This window comes from Streptomyces sp. NPDC050145 (assembly GCF_044460245.1).
Classification (GTDB): Bacteria; Actinomycetota; Actinomycetes; order Streptomycetales; family Streptomycetaceae; genus Streptomyces.
In genome coordinates this window covers 1-15,628 of sequence record NZ_JBITJS010000006.1, presented here as the reverse complement: position 1 = coordinate 15,628, position 15,628 = coordinate 1, and the positions used below count along the sequence as shown (strand labels likewise).

The window sequence follows — 15,628 nt, the reverse complement described above, 5'->3', positions numbered from 1 at the left end:
CGTGGACGCCGAAGAGTTCGAACTGCCCCGCTCCCGCGCGGCGAACGAGCGGCTGCACGCGCTCGTCCCCGGAGGCGCGCACACCTACGCCAAGGGCGACGACCAGTACCCCGAGCACCTCGCGCCGGTGATCAGCCACGGCCGGGGCGCCCATGTGTGGGACGTCGACGGGAACCGGTACATCGAGTACGGGTCCGGGCTGCGCTCCGTGAGCCTCGGGCACGCGCACCCGCGCGTCACGGAGGCGGTACGGCGTGAACTGGACCGCGGCAGCAACTTCGTGCGGCCGTCCATCCTCGAGGTGGAGGCCGCCGAGCGGTTCCTCGCGACCGTGCCGACGGCCGAGATGGTGAAGTTCGCCAAGAACGGCTCGGACGTCACCACCGCCGCGGTGCGCCTGGCCCGCGCCGTCACCGGCCGCACGCGGGTGGCGATCTGCGCCGACCACCCCTTCTTCTCCGTGGACGACTGGTTCATCGGCACGACACCGATGTCCGCCGGCATCCCGGCCGCGATCACCGACCTGACCGTCGGGTTCCCCTACGGCGACCTGGCCGCCACGGAGGAAGTGCTCGTCCGGTACCCGGGCGAGATCGCCTGCCTGGTCCTGGAGCCGGCCGGCCATGTCGAGCCGCCGCCCGGGTACTTGGAGGGGCTGCGCGAACTGGCCCACCGGCACGGGTGCCTGCTGGTGTTCGACGAGATGATCACCGGGCTGCGCTGGTCCGAGGCGGGGGCGCAGGGCCTGTACGGGGTCGTGCCCGATCTCTCCACGTTCGGGAAGGCGCTGGGCAACGGGTTCGCGGTGTCGGCGCTCGCCGGGCGGCGGGAGCTGATGGAGCGGGGCGGGCTGCGGGACTCCCACGACCGGGTGTTCCTGCTGTCCACCACGCACGGGGCGGAGACGCATGCGCTGGCGGCGGCGATGGCGGTGCTGGACACGTATGTCGAGGAGGGGGTGACGGCGCGGCTGCACGCGCTCGGGGAACGCCTGGCCTCCGGCGTGCGGGAGGTCGCGGCCGGCCTGGGTGTCGGGGAGCACGTCGTCGTCCGGGGGCGGGCCAGCAACCTGGTGTTCGGCACGCTGGACGAGTACGGGCAGCCCTCCCAGCCCTACCGCACCCTGTTCCTGCGGCAGTTGCTCGCGGGCGGGGTCCTCGCCCCGTCGTTCGTGGTGAGCAGCGCGCTCGACGAGGCCGACATCGACCGCACGGTGGAGGTCGTGGCCGACGCGTGCGGGGTCTACCGCAAGGCCCTGGACGCGGGCGACCCCACCCCTTGGCTGGGCGGCCGCCCCGTCAAGCCCGTCTTCCGCAGCCGGTCCTGATCGCGGCGGCCGGGACAACTCCCGGGCGCCGGGGCGAATGGTCGCCCCGGCGCCTTGGGGGTGTGGCGACGCGGCGCGGGGCGCGGTGAGGGGCCATTCGTCTCTCGGCGACTCCGGCGCGGGGCTGCATCCGATCCGCGCCTTCGTCTGGGACCCGAACCTGTGCCGATCAGCAACTCGGTCGTGGGGCGCCTCTTGCCTCCGGTCCAGCACCTCCCGCCCCTGGCCTGCCCCCTTCTCCCACCCGCCCGCGCCCTCCGGGGGCGTCGGCCCGGCGCCCTGCCTCGGGCGCAAGGTGCCCCCAGGCCAGGGCGGTGCTGATTCGGCGCCGGGCCGGAACCTCCCCGCCAGGGGCGCGGGTAACTGCGCGGCCCGCCACGACGGCGCGGCGCCCGGCGACGGTGCCGAGGCCGTTTCCGCGGACGATCCTCAGCCGGCCGGGACCTTGTCCGTGAGGGCGTAACCGCCCTTGATCACCTTGGAGTCGGCGGCCGGCGCCATGCACTTGGTCAGCAGCGGCTCGCCCTTCTCCGTGCCTCCGGAGATCCCGATGCGGCTGGGCCCGCCGCCCTCGCCCTCTGCCACGTAGAAGCTGATCCCCATGCGGACATGCCGCTTCAGATAGTCGTCCCAGGCGCCGACGTTGCCCCCGGTGCGCACGAGGCGCCCGGTCACGGTGGCGGTGGGGCCGCCACTGGTCAGGCAGTCGACCTTGAAGTCGCCCCAGTTGACCTTCGCGGGCTCGCCGTCGGCGGCCGGCATCCGGTGGTAGATACGGAAGGTCCCCCAGGCCTTGTCGGGCTGGGCCCAGCCCACGCCCTTGAAGACGGCATGGGCGTCGACCGTGACCTGGATGTCGTCACCGACGGCGGGATAGTCCATGCGGCCCCAGCCTTTGAGTCGGGAGGTGAGAGCCCCGGACGGGGCGGAGGCGTGCACGGCCTCGCCGGAGTCGGGCGTGGGGGACGCCGGCGTCGAGGCGGAGGCGACCCCCGCGGTGGTCGCCAGCACGGCGCTCGCCGCGAGGAACGTGACGGCGCGGTGGGACAGCTTGAACCGGGACATGGTGAAGCTCCATTCGGGGTGCGGAACCGAAGCGTCGGAGGGAGAGAACCTCCGCTCTGCCACGACCGATCCTGCTCGGCATCCGCTGCGCACACGTCAGTCACCGGTCGCGACCTCGTTCCGCCGCGCGGCCGAGCCTGCCGGTGGACCGGTCCCCCTCCCGACGTACGCGACGGCGGCGTCCTCCCGGCGGGCGGGGCTAATTCGGCGCCGGGGCCGAGGCCCCCGGTCTCGAACCCCGCCGCGCTGCCGCGTCGAAGAGCCCGGCCAGCGTCAACGTGAGCGCCAGCGCCACGCACCAGCCGCCCAGGACATCCGTCGGGTAATGCGCCCCGAGGGCGACCTGCGCCCACCCCATGGCGGCGCCGCCCACGAGCGCCGCGCCGAGGACCACCCCCCGCCGCCCGTTCACGACCAGCGCCACCGCGACGGCGAGCGCCGTGAAGAAGGCCGTGTGCCCGCTCGGGTACGACAGGTTCCCGTCCCCGTGGATCGTGCGGCCCACCACGTGCTTGAGCAGCGTCGCCACCGCGACGGCCACCACCGTGGCGCCGACCAGGAAACCCGCCGCCCACGGCCGCCGCCGCACCAGACAACAGACCACCGCCGCACCCACCAGCAGCACGGCACCCACCGGCTCCCCCAGAAAGTCCAGCGCCAGCGCGACCCCCCGCCACGGCTGCCCCACCGTGTCGTCCGTCGGGTCGACGAACCACCGGTCCACCCGTCCCGGCTGCCCGTGCCCGGCGTACAGCACCCCGATCACGGCGACGACCAGCACGGCCACCACCCCGGTCAGCGCCGCGAACCCCCGCAGCGCCGGAGGCAGCAGCGCCCGTTCCCCCTCCGCACCGTCCCGCCCCGACTCGGACTCCCCCACCGACGTGCCCCCTGTCATGTTCGCCGCCCTGGTCATGGGCGACGGTTCCAGTATCGAGCCCGCTCCGGAGACCCGCACCCAGAGCGCCCGTGCGATCATCATGCCTCGCCGAAGATCAGGAGGAGTGCGTGAACTCGGGTGGGGACAAGGGCGGTTCGTCCGTTTCGGACGAGGAGTGGGAGCGCTTCCTCAGGGAGTCGGCGGAGGGGGTGCGCGACGCGCCGCAGGAGCCGTCGGCCCGCGCCCGGATGGTCACCCGCCGTCTCCAGGAAGAGGACGTCCACGGCAGCAACGGCGACGGCTGGCGAACGTACAGCCCCGACCGCCCCCGCAGCCGCAGCCGCACCGGCTGGTACGTGGCCGGAATCCTCGCCGCGCTCGCCGTCCTGCTCTGGGCGCTGGCCCCGGACCGGGTGACGAACCTGCTCGGCGCGGGCGGCACACCGGACGCCGGCCCGCTCGGCGCGGAGACGGCACGCCCCTCGGGCCCGCCGCCCTCCACGGGCCCCCGACGCGGTACGCGCGCCGAACCGTTCCGGGGTTCGCCCGCCGCCCGCTGGGCCGACGGCGCGGCCGGCATCTCGGTCCCCGCGCCCCGCGCGACGGCCTGGATGGACGAGGCGCGGGTCGCGAGGGCCCTGGACCGCAGCCGTGACTTCCTCGTCGCCTCCAGCCTCGACCGGGCAGTGCTGCGCGGCGAACGCCCGAGCGAGGCCATCGCGTACATCAATCCGGAGCAGTCGCAGGAGCAGGAGTTCCTCGAGACGGCCCTGCGCTCCCCCAGCGAGAAGTACAACCCGCTGGTGCTGTTCAGCCGCTTCGACCCCGACCGGACGTCGCTGGTCGGGGACGTGGTCAAGGTCCGCGGCCGGCTCTCGTACGAGGAGGGGCCGGGCCCGCACCACGCGCTGCGGGTGACCAGCGACGTGACGTACGTGTACCCGGTCGCGGCCGTGGCCGGCGACCCGGACGAGGTCACCCGGGTCATCGTGCGGCGCCAGGTGGTCATGGACTGGCAGAACCCGGAGAGGGTCCACACCAAGGACGGCACCTTCTCCGTGCACAGCAACATGATCCACACCACGAACGCCGGCTGCCGCACCTACAACGGCTTCCTCACACCGGTGTTCGGCGAGGCCGAGCCTTCGGACGGGCCGACCTCGGACCCGTACGACCGCAGCGCGCCGGTGGTCTCCGAGGACGGCGACGGGAAATGCGGCACCGCCACCCGCTCCTAGCCCCGGCCCCTACCCCTACCCCTACCCCTGAGCGTCCTCGTCCTCGAAGGTGCGCAGCAGATCGGCGGCGACGCTCACGGCGATCGTCGCCGGTTCCTTGCCGGTGATCTCGGTCAGTCCGATCGGGGTCTTGATCCGGGCGATGGCCTCGTCGTCGTGTCCGCCCTCGTCGGCGAGGCGGCGGCGGAAGCGGGTCCACTTGGCCGCCGAGCCGATCAGGCCGATGGAGCCGAGGTGACCGGTGCGCAGGGCGGCGTCGCACAGCGCGGCGTCCTCGGCGTGGTCGTGCGTCATGATCAGGACGTGCGTGCCCTGCGGCAGTCCGTCCAGGACCTCCTCGGGCAGCAGCGGTGTGTGGTGGGTGTGGACCTGGGCGACCGCGTCGGAGGTCAGCACGGCGAGCCGTTCCTCGGTGAGGAGTTCGGCGCGGCTGTCGACGAGGTGGAGGTCCAGGTCCTGGCGGGCCAGGATCCGGGCCAGTTCGAAGCCGACGTGGCCGACGCCGAAGACGGCCACCGCCCGGACCACGGGCAGCGGTTCGAGCAGGACCTGGACGGTGCCGCCGCAGCACTGCACGCCGTGCCGGTTGGTGACCTTGTCGTTCAGGGCGAAGTCGATCAGCTCGGGTGCGGTCGCGGCCCCGGCGATCATCTCCCTGGCGCGGTCGATCGAGACGGCCTCGACGTTGCCGCCGCCGATCGACCCCCAGGTGGCGCCGGCGCCCACGACGAGCTTGGCGCCGGCGTCGCGCGGGGCGTGGCCGCGCACGGCCGTGACGGTCACGAGCACGCCGGGCTCCCGGCGTGCCCGCAGCCGCGCGACCGCGGCGACCCAGGCCATGTCAGGCACCGACCGGCGCTTCCGCGTCCGCCCGGGCATCGCTCGGGGCGCCGGCGCGGGCCGCCTCGATCGCCCAGAACACGGCCTCCGGCGTGGCGGGCGAGGCCAGTTCGACCGCCGTGCCGGGCGCACCGAACGCGGCGGCCGCCTGGCGCAGCGCCTCGCGCACCGAGAACGCGAGCATCAGCGGGGGCTCGCCGACCGCCTTGGAGCCGTAGACGGCGCCCTCCTCGGTCGCGTTCTCCAGCAGCTCCACGTGGAACTCCTCGGGCATCTCGGAGAAGCTCGGCAGCTTGTAGGTGCTGGCGGCCTGGGTCTGGAGCCGGCCCCGGTGCGGCCCGTCGCCGGTGTCCCAGCGCAGGTCCTCGAGGGTCAGCCAGCCCGCGCCCTGCACGAAGCCGCCCTCGACCTGCCCGATGTCGATCATCGGGGAGAGGCTGTCGCCGACGTCGTGCACGATGTCCACGCGCCGCACCCGGTAGGCGCCGGTGAAGCCGTCGACCTCCACCTCGGCGGCGGCCGCACCGTGCGAGAAGTACTTGAACGGCGAGCCCTGGAACGACTTCGCGTCCCAGTGCAGCCCCTCGGTGCGGTAGAAACCGGCGGCCGACAGCTGCACCCGCTGGAAGTACGCGGTGCGCACGAGGTCGTCCCAGGCCAGCTCGCGGTCGCTGCCGAGGACGCGGGCGACCCCCTCGACGATGCGGACGTCGGCGGCGCTCGCGCCGAGCTGTGTGCCGGCCACCTGGCGCAGGCGCTCGCGCAGTTGCTCGCAGGCGTTCTTCACGGCGGCGCCGTTCAGGTCGGCGCCCGCGCTGGCGGCGGTGGCCGAGGTGTTGGGCACCTTGTCGGTGCGGGTGGGGGCGAGGCGGACCTTGTGCAGCGGGATACCGAGCGTGGTGGCGGCGACCTGGAGCATCTTGGTGTGCAGGCCCTGGCCCATCTCGGTGCCGCCGTGGTTGATCAGGACCGAGCCGTCCTTGTAGATCAGCACGAGGGCGCCGCCCTGGTTGAAGGCGGTGAGGTTGAAGGAGATGCCGAACTTGATCCCGGTGACGGCGAGCGCCCGCTTGGTGTGCGGGTGCGCGGCGTTGAACGCCTCGATCTCGCGCCGCCGTTCGGCGACGGCCCCGTTCTCCCGCACCTTGTCCCAGACGGCCCCGATCCGTTCGGGCTGGGTGAGCGGCTGCCCGTACGGGGTGGTGTGGCCGGGGCGGTAGAAGTTCCGTTCGCGCAGCTCCATCGGGTCGAGGCCGAGCAGCGGCGCGCACCGGCCCATGATGTCCTCGATGACGAGCATGCCCTGAGGTCCGCCGAAGCCGCGGAAGGCGGTGTTGGAGACCTTGTGGGTGCGGGCGATGCGGCCGGTGACGCGGGCGTTGGGGATCCAGTACGTGTTGTCGATGTGGCACAGGGCGCGGGCGACGACCGGCTCGGACAGGTCGAGGCTCCAGCCGCCGTCGGCGGTGAGTGCGGCGTCCAGGGCCTGGATGCGGCCCTCGGCGTCGAAGCCGATGCGCCAGCGGGCGTGGAAGCCGTGCCGCTTGCCGGACATGGTCAGGTCCTGGGTGCGGGTGAGGCGCAGCCGGACGGGGCGGCCGGTGAGCTTCGCGCCGAGCGCGGCGACGGCCGCGAAGCCGTGCGGCTGCATCTCCTTGCCGCCGAAGCCGCCGCCCATGCGCAGGCACTGCACGGTCACCTCGTGGCTGCTGAGCCCGAGGACGTGCGCGACGATCTCCTGGGTCTCGGAGGGGTGCTGGGTGCTGCTCTGCACGAAGACCTGGCCGGCCTCGTCGATCTGCGCGAGCGCGGCGTGCGTCTCCAGGTAGAAGTGCTCCTGGTCGGAGAACTGGAACTCGCCGCTGAACACGTGGGCGGAGTCAGCGAATCCGGCGTCGATGTCGCCGGTCTCCATGACGGGCCGGGCGCCGTGGAAGCTGTCGGCGGCGATCGCCTCGTCCAGCGTGATCACGGAGGGCAGTTCGTCGAGGTCGACCTCGACGGCCTCGGCGCCGAGCCGGGCGGCTTCCAGGGTCTCACCGAGCACCCAGGCGACGGCGTGGCCGTGGAACATGACCTCGTCGGGGAAGACCGGCTCGTCGTGCTTCATGCCGGCGTCGTTGACGCCGGGCACGTCGGCGCCGGTCAGCACGCGGACCACGCCGGGCACGGCGAGGGCGCGCTCGGTGCGCAGGGCGGTGATCCTGCCGTGGGCGTGCATCACCTGGACGGGGTGGGCGTGCAGGACGTCCTTGGTGCGGGCGACGAGGTCGTCGGTGTAGAGGGCGGTGCCGGTGACGTGCTGGACGGCGCTCTCGTGCGGCATCGACAGGCCGACGACGGCCTTCTCCGGGCGCTCGGACAACTGGCTCATGCCGACACCTCCGCGGTGGTCTGTGCGTACAGCTTCTTCAGGCTCTGGCCGAGCATCGCGGAGCGGTAGAGGGCGCTGGCCCGGTGGTCGCTCATGGGGGTGCCCTCGCCGCGCAGCACGCGGGCGGCGGCCTCGACGGTCGCCTCCGTCCACGGCTCGCCCTCCAGGGCGGCCTCGGTGGCGAGCGCCCGGACCGGGGTGGCGGCCACCCCGCCCAGACCGATGCGCGCCTTGCGCACGGTCCCGTCCTGGATGTCGAGCGCGAAGGCGACGGCCACGCTGGAGATGTCGTCGAAGCGCCGCTTGGCGATCTTGTGGAAGGCGGTGACGGGCGACAGCGGCAGCGGCACGCGCACGGCGCGGATCAGCTCGCCGGGGCGGCGCACGCTCTGCCGGTAGCCGGTGAAGTACTCGGCGAGCGGCACGACGCGCTCGCCGTCGGCGTCGGCGAGCACGACCGACGCCTCCAGGGCGAGCAGCGCGGGCGGACTGTCGCCGATGGGCGAGCCGGTGCCGAGGTTGCCGCCGAGGGTGGCGCCGTTGCGGATGAGGCGGGACGCGAACTGCGGGAACAGGTCGGCGAGGAGCGGTACGAAGCCGTCGAGTCCGCGCTCGATCTCGCTGAGGGTGAGGGCGGCGCCGATCTCGACGTGGCCGGACTCGGTGCGCAGTTCCCGCAGTTCGGGCAGCCGGTCGACGGCGATCACGCAATCGGCCCTGCGGGAGCGGATATTGACCTCGACGCCCCAGTCGGTGGACCCCGCGACGACCGTGGCGTCGGGCCGCTCGCGCAGCAGCCGCAGCGTCTCGGCGAGCGTGTTCTTCCGTACGAAGGTCCGCTCGCCCTGCGTGTAGGCGGTGGCGACGGGCGCGGGCGGCGCCTCGTTGCGGCGGCGGGCCAGGGTGTCGTCCTCGCCGGGCGCGCCGACGGCGAACGCGGCGTCGCGGATGGGCCGGTAGCCGGTGCAGCGGCACAGGTTGCCGCTCAGGGCGTGCAGGTCGAAGCCGTTCGGACCGTGCTCGGCGTCGGTGTCCCCCGCGGGGTGATCGCAGCGGTCCGGCCGGTAGTACTCGGCGGCCATGCTGCACACGAACCCGGGCGTGCAGTACCCGCACTGGGAGCCGCCGCGGACGGCCATCTCCTCCTGCACGGGATGCAGTTCACCGTCGGCGGCGCCCGCGGCGAGGCCCTCCGCGGTGACGAGCTCCTGGCCGTCGAGGGCGGCGGCGGGGATCAGACAGGCGTTGACGGCGACCCAGTCGGTGGGCCGGTCCGTGCCGGGGCGGGCCACGAGCACGGAGCAGGCGCCGCACTCTCCTTCGGCGCAGCCCTCCTTGGTGCCGGTGAGGCCGCGCTCGCGCAGGAGGTCGAGGGCGGTGGTGTGGGGCGGGGCCGGTGCGAGCGGGATGTCGGCCCCGTTGACCGTGAGTTGAACGTGGTTCGCCAAGGTCCAGGCAGCTTTCTGTGTGCGCGCCGGATGTCGGGAAGGGCGCGGGAGGGCACGCGGGAACGGCGTGCCGAAAGGCGGTGGAGACGGGAGACCCGGAAAGGACTGAGGAGGTGAGGGGACCGCGACGGGCGCCCCGTGAGACCGGAAGGGCGCGGTCAGCAGCCGTGCGCGATACGGCCCGGCGCCCAGGCGGTGCGCTGGGCGAGACGACCGAGATCGGAGCAGGTGTTCATCCGCCGGTCGCCTCCCTTCGTTCTGCCGCGCGTCGTCGCGCGCGTCCTGCCGCGCGCGTTCCGTCACGCACGGGCCGATGGCACCCGGACGCTAATCGCTCGGGCCGCGAGGGGTCAAGACCCCTCCGCACTTCGGACACACGCGCGCGCTAGCAGGGCAGGCGACCTGCGCACAAGAGCCGATCGGCCGACAACCCTGTCCACCGCCCGGCCGGTCCCCCGCTCCTGCGGTGGCTCAAAGATGGCCGGTTAGAGGCGTGCAGGACAACGAGTTCGAAGGGCCATCCCCATGAATAACCCACAAGTGGCTGACGTTCCCTGTCACCCCGTGGATGAGAAACTCCCCGCACGAAAGCTCATTCCGTCGGCGCTCCAGCACATCGCCGCGATGTACTCCGGGGTGGTCGCCGCTCCTCTCGTGATCGGCCCGACGGTCGGTCTCAGCGCGGGCAATCAGGTGCTGCTCATCTCGGTGAGCCTGTTCATCGCCGGTCTCTGCACGCTCACCCAGACGCTCGGCGTCGGCAAGGTCCTCGGCAACCGGCTGCCGTTCGTGAACGCCGCGGCCTCCGGCGGCATCGCGCCGCTCCTCGCGATCGGCCAGAACACGGCGAAGGGGCACGAACTGCAGACGATGCTCGGCTCGCTGCTCGTGGCGGGTGCCGTGTGTCTGGTCATCGGCCCGTTCTTCGGCAAGCTGATGCGCTTCTTCCCGCATCTGGTGACCGGCGTCGTCATCACCCTCATCGGCGTCTCGCTGATGCCGGTTCCGGTCCGCTGGGCGCAGGGCGGCGCGGGCGCCGAGAACTTCGGCTCGACGTCGAACCTGGCGCTCGCCGCGTTCACGCTCGTCATCATCGTGGCGATGCAGCGCCTGTTCACCGGGTTCCTGCGGCAGATCTCGCTGATCCTCGGCATGGTGATCGGCACGCTCGCCGCGATCCCGTTCGGGATGCTGAACACGAAGACGTTCGAGTCCGCGCCGCTGGTCTCGATCCCGACGCCGTTCCACTTCGGCATGCCGGAGTTCCAGGTCGCCGGGATCATCTCGATGACCATCATGATGCTGGTGCTGATGACGGAGAGCGCGGCCGGCATGCTCGCCGTCGGCGAGATCTGCGACCGTCCCGTCGACGGCCGCACGATCAGCAGCGGTCTGCGCATCGACGGCCTCGGCACGATGATCGGCTCGCTGTTCGGCGGCTTCGCCATCAGCGCGTTCGCCCAGAACATCGGCGTCGTCTCGCTCACGAAGGTGCGCAGCCGCTTCGTCGTCGCCACGGCCGGCGCCGTCCTGCTCGTCCTCGGAATCTTCCCGGTGCTCGGCGCGGTCGTCTCGCTCGTCCCGATGCCGGTGCTCGGCGGCGCGGGCCTGGTCCTGTTCGGCACCATCGCGATCAGCGGCGTGCGCACCCTGTCCCGCGCCCACCTCGACGAGGGCGCCAACATCGTGATCGCCGCGGTCTCCCTCGGCGTCGGTCTCATTCCGCTCGCGGCCCCCGAGATCGTCGCGAACGGCAAGGTCGTGCAGCCGGGCATCTACCACGCGTTCCCGGACTGGGCGCAGACGATTCTCGGTACGGGCATCTGCGCGGGCGCCATCACGGCGGTGCTGCTCAACATCGCCTTCAACCACCTCGGCAGGAAGAAGCCGGAGCAGCAGCCGGAGACGGAGGTGCGGGCCGGGGAGTCCGCCCCTGAGCATCCTCAGCACCCAGCACCCGCACGCCCCTGACCACGGTGTGCCGAAGGCCCCGGTCGCTCCGCTCGGAGCGACCGGGGCCTTCGTCCTCGCCGGGCGCGGCGGCGCCGTCAGGTCCAGAGGGCCTCGGCGAAGGCCGCGCCCAGGAACGCGGCGCCGAGCCCCGCCGCGATGCTCCCGAGCACGTTCACCGCCGCGTAGAAGCGTGCCCCCGTCTCCGCGAGCCGCAGGGTCTCGTAGGAGAAGGTGGAGTACGTGCTGAGGGCGCCGCACAGTCCGGTGCCGAGGAGGAGTTGGACCTGGGAGGACGCGGCGCCCGCGGCCACCGCCCCGGTGACGAGGCCGAGGATCAGGGATCCGGCGACGTTCACGGCGAAGGTGCCCCAGGGGAACACGGAGTCGTGCCGGGTCTGGACGGTGCGGTCCGTGAGGTAGCGCAGCGGGGCGCCGACCATGGCGCCCGCGATGACGAGGAGCCAGTTCACGCCGTGTCCTCCCCCGCGCGGCCCACGTAGCGGTGGACCTCGCAGTCGTCGAGGATCACCAGCCCCTCGGTGACCAGTTCGTCGATCTGCGGCAGGAACGCGCGGACGCGGTCCTCCGTGTCCACGATGAAGATCGCGACGGGGAGGTCCTCGCTGAGCGAGAGCAGTCGGTGGGTGTGGATGAGGGACCCGGCGCCGAAGCCCTCGATGCCGCGGAACACGGAGGCTCCGGCGAGGCCCGCCCTGTGCGCGCGGTGCACGATCTCGGCGTAGAGCGGCTTGTGGTGCCAGGTGTCGTTCTCGCCGACGAAGATGGTCGCGCGCAGCGCGGGGCCGCTCAGCGGGCGGGCGGCGCGGGCGGGCTCCGGTGCGGTCATCGTGGGGTCCTCCGTTCGACGGCACGGCGGGTCAGATGGGCGGCCGTCCACACCGCGGCGAGCGCGGTGACGGCGGTGAGGGCCAGGTAGCCGAGCGCGGTGCGGGCCGCTCCGGCGTCGGTCAGCTGCCGGATGTCGACGGCGTACGTGGAGAAGGTGGTGAAGCCGCCGAGGACGCCCGTGCCGAAGAAGGGGCGCACGAGGTGGTGGGCGGCCCACACGTCGGTGATCAGGACCATGAAGACGCCGATGACGGCGCAGCCGATCACGTTGACGACGAGGGTGGTCCACGGGAAGGCGCCGGGGGCGGTCGGCCAGACCAGGGCGGCACCGTAGCGGGCGCAGGCGCCGATCGCGCCGCCGGCGGCCACGGCCGCGAGCACGGGTCCCTGGCCGCGCAGGATCGCGGGCCGGCGGACGGCGGGCGCCGGAGCGGCGTCGGGATCGACCGGTTCCTCGGTCATGGACGTGCGGGCCTCTTCCACGGGTGCGTCTCCTACTCGCCGGACGCCCGCGCCCGGTGCGGGCAGGGCGTGCGTGGTCGCAAGTAGGGACCGTCGGCGGCGCCTGTGCCGCGGTTGGGTACGGCGGGCCCCACCGCCGTACGGTGCGCCGCCGGCCGCGGGGGCCGACGCGATCACCGCCCGAAAAGCCTACCCCGCCCGTCGCAGGGGCCGCCTGCCGGAGGCCTGCTCAGAGGTCGGCCCCGAGTCCGCCTCCCCCGGTCACGACGTAACTGCACTGCGTGTACGTGTACCCGGGCTGGATGCGGCCGCCGGCGGCCCGGCCGCGCGCGGTCCCGCTCGCGCCGCCCGGCTTGTGCAGGAAGTGGTAGGTGCCGGCGGGCAGCCGCAGGGTCTTCTTCGGGTACGTCCGGCCGCTCGCCTTGCAGGCCTTGCCGCGTCCGGCGGCCTCGCTGGAGTACGTCGAGCAGGAGCCGCAGGCGCCGACGGTGATCCGGCCGGTGACGGGCCCGGTGTAGAGGATCTCGACGGGGTCGGGGCCGTCGTTGCTGATGACGAGTTCCATCCGGGCGCCGCCGGGGGTGCCGGTGGGCGGCAGGCGGTCGCCGGCCGAGGGGCGCAGTTCGGCGATCTCGGCGGCGGTGGCGATCTGCCGGGCCCGCGCCCGGCGCTTGTCGCTCGTGTAGGTGCCGGCGAAGTCGGTCAGTGTCTTGCGCGCCTCGGCGAACTCCTTGTCCTCGAACTGGTCGACGCCGCACGCGTACGTGCCGTCGCGCACGGCGCCGGCGACGCGGCCGCGCAGATGGCCGGGCACGGGCGCGGGCAGGGCCTTCGCGGTGTCGTCGATGCGCCGCAGCTCCTCGGTGGCGCGGCAGGGCTCGGCGCCCTTCAGGTCGGCGGAGCGCCGGTCGACGGCGGCGCGGAGGGCCGGTTCGACCCGGCCGGCCTGCGCCGAGTCGGGGAACGTGCGCAGGAGTTGGCCGAGCTCGCCGCCCTCGCCGTCGCTCTCGGCGGTGCCGAGCTTGCCGGTGCCGCAGTCGAGCAGGGAGGTGGCGAGGGGCTTGTCGGGCCAGCTCGCGAGGTCGCCGAGGACCTCGCGGTCGATGGTGTCGGGGACGTCCCGCAGGTGTTCGAGCGGGGCGACGGCGGCGCAGCGGTCGGCCTTGCCGTAGGGCGCGGAGACGGCCTTGTAGTAGGCGTCGAGGCTGTCGTGGACGCGGTGGGCGGCCCGGGATCCGGGGTGGTTCTCGGTCAGGTCGCGGTAGCGGCCGAGGGCGGTGAGGTAGGTGCTCCTGGCGCGGGCGAAGTCCTGGCCCGAGGCGCCTTGGACGAGGGCGTCGGCGGCGTCGAGGCGGTCGAGCAGCATGTCCTCGACGGCGTCGTCGCGCAGCCCGTCGTACGCGTAGGCGCCGCCGGCCGGGACGGCGAGCAGCACCAGGCCGAGCGCGGCGGCGAGTACGGGCCGGACGGCGGGGGCCGTGGGCCCGGAGCGCAGTCCGCGGCGGGCCCCGTCGAGGGCGGCGAGCAGCAGCAGGGCGCCGTAGCCGGCGAGGGCCCAGGCGGGCACGCCGTCGGGGTCGGCGGGCAGAGCGACCACGGCGAGCGCGACGGTGGCGGCGAGGCAGACCAGGGCGGGCAGCCATCGGCGCAGCAGGACGTAACCGAGGCCCAGGCCACAGAGGTTGAGCAGCGCCACGGCCACGGCGCGGAGCGGCTCGGCAGGTCCGGGCGGCGCGGGAGGCGGGGACGGCGGGGGCGGTGCACCCCAGGACGGCAGCGGTCCCGGCGGCACGGGCGGGGTGCCGGGCGGCATCGGGGGCGGGGTTCCGGGCGGCGTCGGCGGCGGAGGCCCGAAGCCCGTACCACCGCTCACCGGCCCTGCGGCCTGACCCTCTGCTCCGTCGGACGCGTCCCCCGGCCACCTCATAGCGGTCCCCCAACCGTCAGGTGTCACACCCAGGTTGTCACCATCCGGGGTGTTTCGACGCCTGTCAATCAGCCGGAGGGCACCACTTTCCGGCCGCTCGCGGGCCGCTTTTCGGTCATCGGGAGAACAGCAGCTCAGGGCACTATGCACCCCTCGTATACATGCAGCGTATACACGCTATGTATAGTGCGCGCATGTCTGCCACACCCGTGAAGATGCGAAAGATACGAAGGGGGTTGCGCGCGGCCGCGTTCGCGCTGACCGCCTCCACCCTGACCCTCGCCCTGAGTGGCTGCACGCAGTACGACACGACGAAGCCGAGCGCCGCCCGCAAGGCGGACCCCGTGGACGTCGGTGACGCGCGGGCGGTCGATCTCGGCGACCGCGCGCGGGACTTCGGCACCGTGGACTGCCGGCGCGCCAAGTGCGTGGCGCTCACCTTCGACGCGGGCCCGAGCGAGAACAGCCCCCGCCTGCTGGACATCCTGAAGGAGCGCAAGGTCCCCGCGACGTTCTTCCTGCTCGGCAAGAACCACATCGCGAAGCATCCGGAGCTGGTGCGGCGCATGGCGCGCGAGGGCCACGAACTGGCCAGCCACACCTGGGACCACAAGATCCTCACGGACCTCGGGGACGACGAGATCCGGGACGAGCTCCGGCGCACCGACGACGCCGTCGAGCAGCTCACCGGCCGGCGGCCCACCCTGATGCGGCCGCCGCAGGGACGCACGAACGACCACGTGAGCGCCCTCGCGAAGGAGGAGGGCCTCGCGCAGGTCCTGTGGGACGTGACCTGCAAGGACTACGCGACCACGGACTCCGCGCTGATCCGGGACCGGGCCGTGGACCAGACCCGGCGGGACAGCATCATCCTGCTGCACGACCTCTACAAGGGCACCGTCCCGGCCGTCCCCGGCATCATCGACGCGCTCAAGGAGAAGGGCTACGTCTTCGTGACGGTGCCCCAGCTCCTCGCACCGGGGAAGGCCGAACCGGGCAGGATCTACAAGCCCTGAGCCCTGAGCCCTGAGCCCTGAACGGACGTGCGGCGGCGGCTACCGGGATCTATTCGCAGTGCTCCGGCCTTCAGGCCGGAGGTGAAGCGAATCTGCCGGTATGACGCGGAGCGTCACCGCAAGCCGTCGGGCGGAGCCGGACGGAGGTGTGTCGCCTGTGGCGCGGAGCGCCGCGAGGCTTGTCCCGGCGGAGCCGGGCACAGCTCACCCTGGCCGGTTCTGCTGCTCGATGTACTGCCTGACCACGGA

General features: G+C 73.1%; 13 protein-coding genes. 4 read left to right on the top strand and 9 right to left on the bottom strand.

What is annotated here, in order from left to right; all coding sequences use genetic code 11:
- Nucleotide 1 precedes the first annotated feature (1 nt).
- A complete protein-coding gene (locus ACIBTU_RS13600; RefSeq protein WP_399126244.1) occupies nt 2-1,327 on the top strand; it encodes a glutamate-1-semialdehyde 2,1-aminomutase in 1,326 nt (441 codons plus the stop codon).
- A gap of 429 nt (nt 1,328-1,756) precedes the next feature.
- On the opposite strand, the gene ACIBTU_RS13595 is transcribed toward ACIBTU_RS13600, so the two are convergent.
- Entirely contained in the window at nt 1,757-2,392 is a 636-nt protein-coding gene (locus tag ACIBTU_RS13595; protein ID WP_399126243.1) for a hypothetical protein, read from the bottom strand.
- A gap of 199 nt (nt 2,393-2,591) precedes the next feature.
- The gene (locus ACIBTU_RS13590; RefSeq protein WP_399126242.1) at nt 2,592-3,290 is read right to left on the bottom strand and encodes a phosphatase PAP2 family protein; all 699 of its coding nucleotides are present in this window, start codon (nt 3,288-3,290) and stop codon (nt 2,592-2,594) included.
- A 110-nt stretch (nt 3,291-3,400) separates the two neighbouring features.
- Between ACIBTU_RS13590 and ACIBTU_RS13585 the strand changes: the two genes are divergently transcribed.
- The gene (locus ACIBTU_RS13585; RefSeq protein ID WP_399126241.1) at nt 3,401-4,510 is read left to right on the top strand and encodes a hypothetical protein; all 1,110 of its coding nucleotides are present in this window, start codon (nt 3,401-3,403) and stop codon (nt 4,508-4,510) included.
- Between the two features lie 21 nt (nt 4,511-4,531).
- Here the strand turns inward: ACIBTU_RS13585 and xdhC are convergent, their stop codons facing one another.
- The 3 genes from xdhC to ACIBTU_RS13570 are packed head-to-tail and all read right to left on the bottom strand — an operon-like array spanning nt 4,532 to nt 9,172.
- Nucleotides 4,532-5,350, bottom strand: coding sequence for a xanthine dehydrogenase accessory protein XdhC (gene xdhC, locus ACIBTU_RS13580; RefSeq protein WP_399126240.1), 819 nt, complete (start codon nt 5,348-5,350; stop codon nt 4,532-4,534).
- Between the two features lies 1 nt (nt 5,351).
- Nucleotides 5,352-7,724 (bottom strand): xanthine dehydrogenase molybdopterin binding subunit, encoded by a 2,373-nt coding sequence (xdhB, locus tag ACIBTU_RS13575; RefSeq protein WP_399126239.1) that lies wholly within the window; start codon nt 7,722-7,724, stop codon nt 5,352-5,354.
- A complete protein-coding gene (locus ACIBTU_RS13570) occupies nt 7,721-9,172 on the bottom strand; it encodes a xanthine dehydrogenase small subunit (protein WP_399126238.1) in 1,452 nt (483 codons plus the stop codon). Before ACIBTU_RS13570 ends, xdhB begins: the two co-directional genes overlap by 4 nt.
- A gap of 525 nt (nt 9,173-9,697) precedes the next feature.
- Here ACIBTU_RS13570 and ACIBTU_RS13565 point away from each other — a divergent pair.
- Nucleotides 9,698-11,143, top strand: coding sequence for a nucleobase:cation symporter-2 family protein (locus ACIBTU_RS13565; RefSeq protein WP_399126237.1), 1,446 nt, complete (start codon nt 9,698-9,700; stop codon nt 11,141-11,143).
- Between the two features lie 77 nt (nt 11,144-11,220).
- On the opposite strand, the gene crcB (ACIBTU_RS13560) is transcribed toward ACIBTU_RS13565, so the two are convergent.
- The 4 genes from crcB (ACIBTU_RS13560) to ACIBTU_RS13545 form a co-directional block, all read right to left on the bottom strand.
- Entirely contained in the window at nt 11,221-11,595 is a 375-nt protein-coding gene (crcB, locus tag ACIBTU_RS13560) for a fluoride efflux transporter CrcB (protein WP_399126236.1), read from the bottom strand.
- Nucleotides 11,592-11,972 carry a DUF190 domain-containing protein gene (locus ACIBTU_RS13555; RefSeq protein ID WP_399126235.1) on the bottom strand — a complete coding sequence of 127 codons (381 nt, stop codon included), beginning with the start codon at nt 11,970-11,972 and terminating at the stop codon, nt 11,592-11,594. Before ACIBTU_RS13555 ends, crcB (ACIBTU_RS13560) begins: the two co-directional genes overlap by 4 nt.
- On the bottom strand, nt 11,969-12,436 hold the full coding sequence (crcB, locus tag ACIBTU_RS13550) for a fluoride efflux transporter CrcB (protein ID WP_399126568.1): 468 nt from the start codon (nt 12,434-12,436) through the stop codon (nt 11,969-11,971). The genes ACIBTU_RS13555 and crcB (ACIBTU_RS13550) overlap by 4 nt, the downstream gene beginning before the upstream one ends.
- 229 nt (nt 12,437-12,665) lie before the next feature.
- Nucleotides 12,666-14,138: a hypothetical protein gene (locus ACIBTU_RS13545; protein ID WP_399126234.1), complete on the bottom strand. Its 1,473-nt coding sequence runs from the start codon at nt 14,136-14,138 to the stop codon at nt 12,666-12,668.
- Nucleotides 14,139-14,557: 419 nt separating this feature from the next.
- Here ACIBTU_RS13545 and ACIBTU_RS13540 point away from each other — a divergent pair, with 419 nt between their 5' ends.
- Nucleotides 14,558-15,379, top strand: coding sequence for a polysaccharide deacetylase family protein (locus ACIBTU_RS13540; RefSeq protein ID WP_399126233.1), 822 nt, complete (start codon nt 14,558-14,560; stop codon nt 15,377-15,379).
- Nucleotides 15,380-15,628 lie beyond the last annotated feature (249 nt).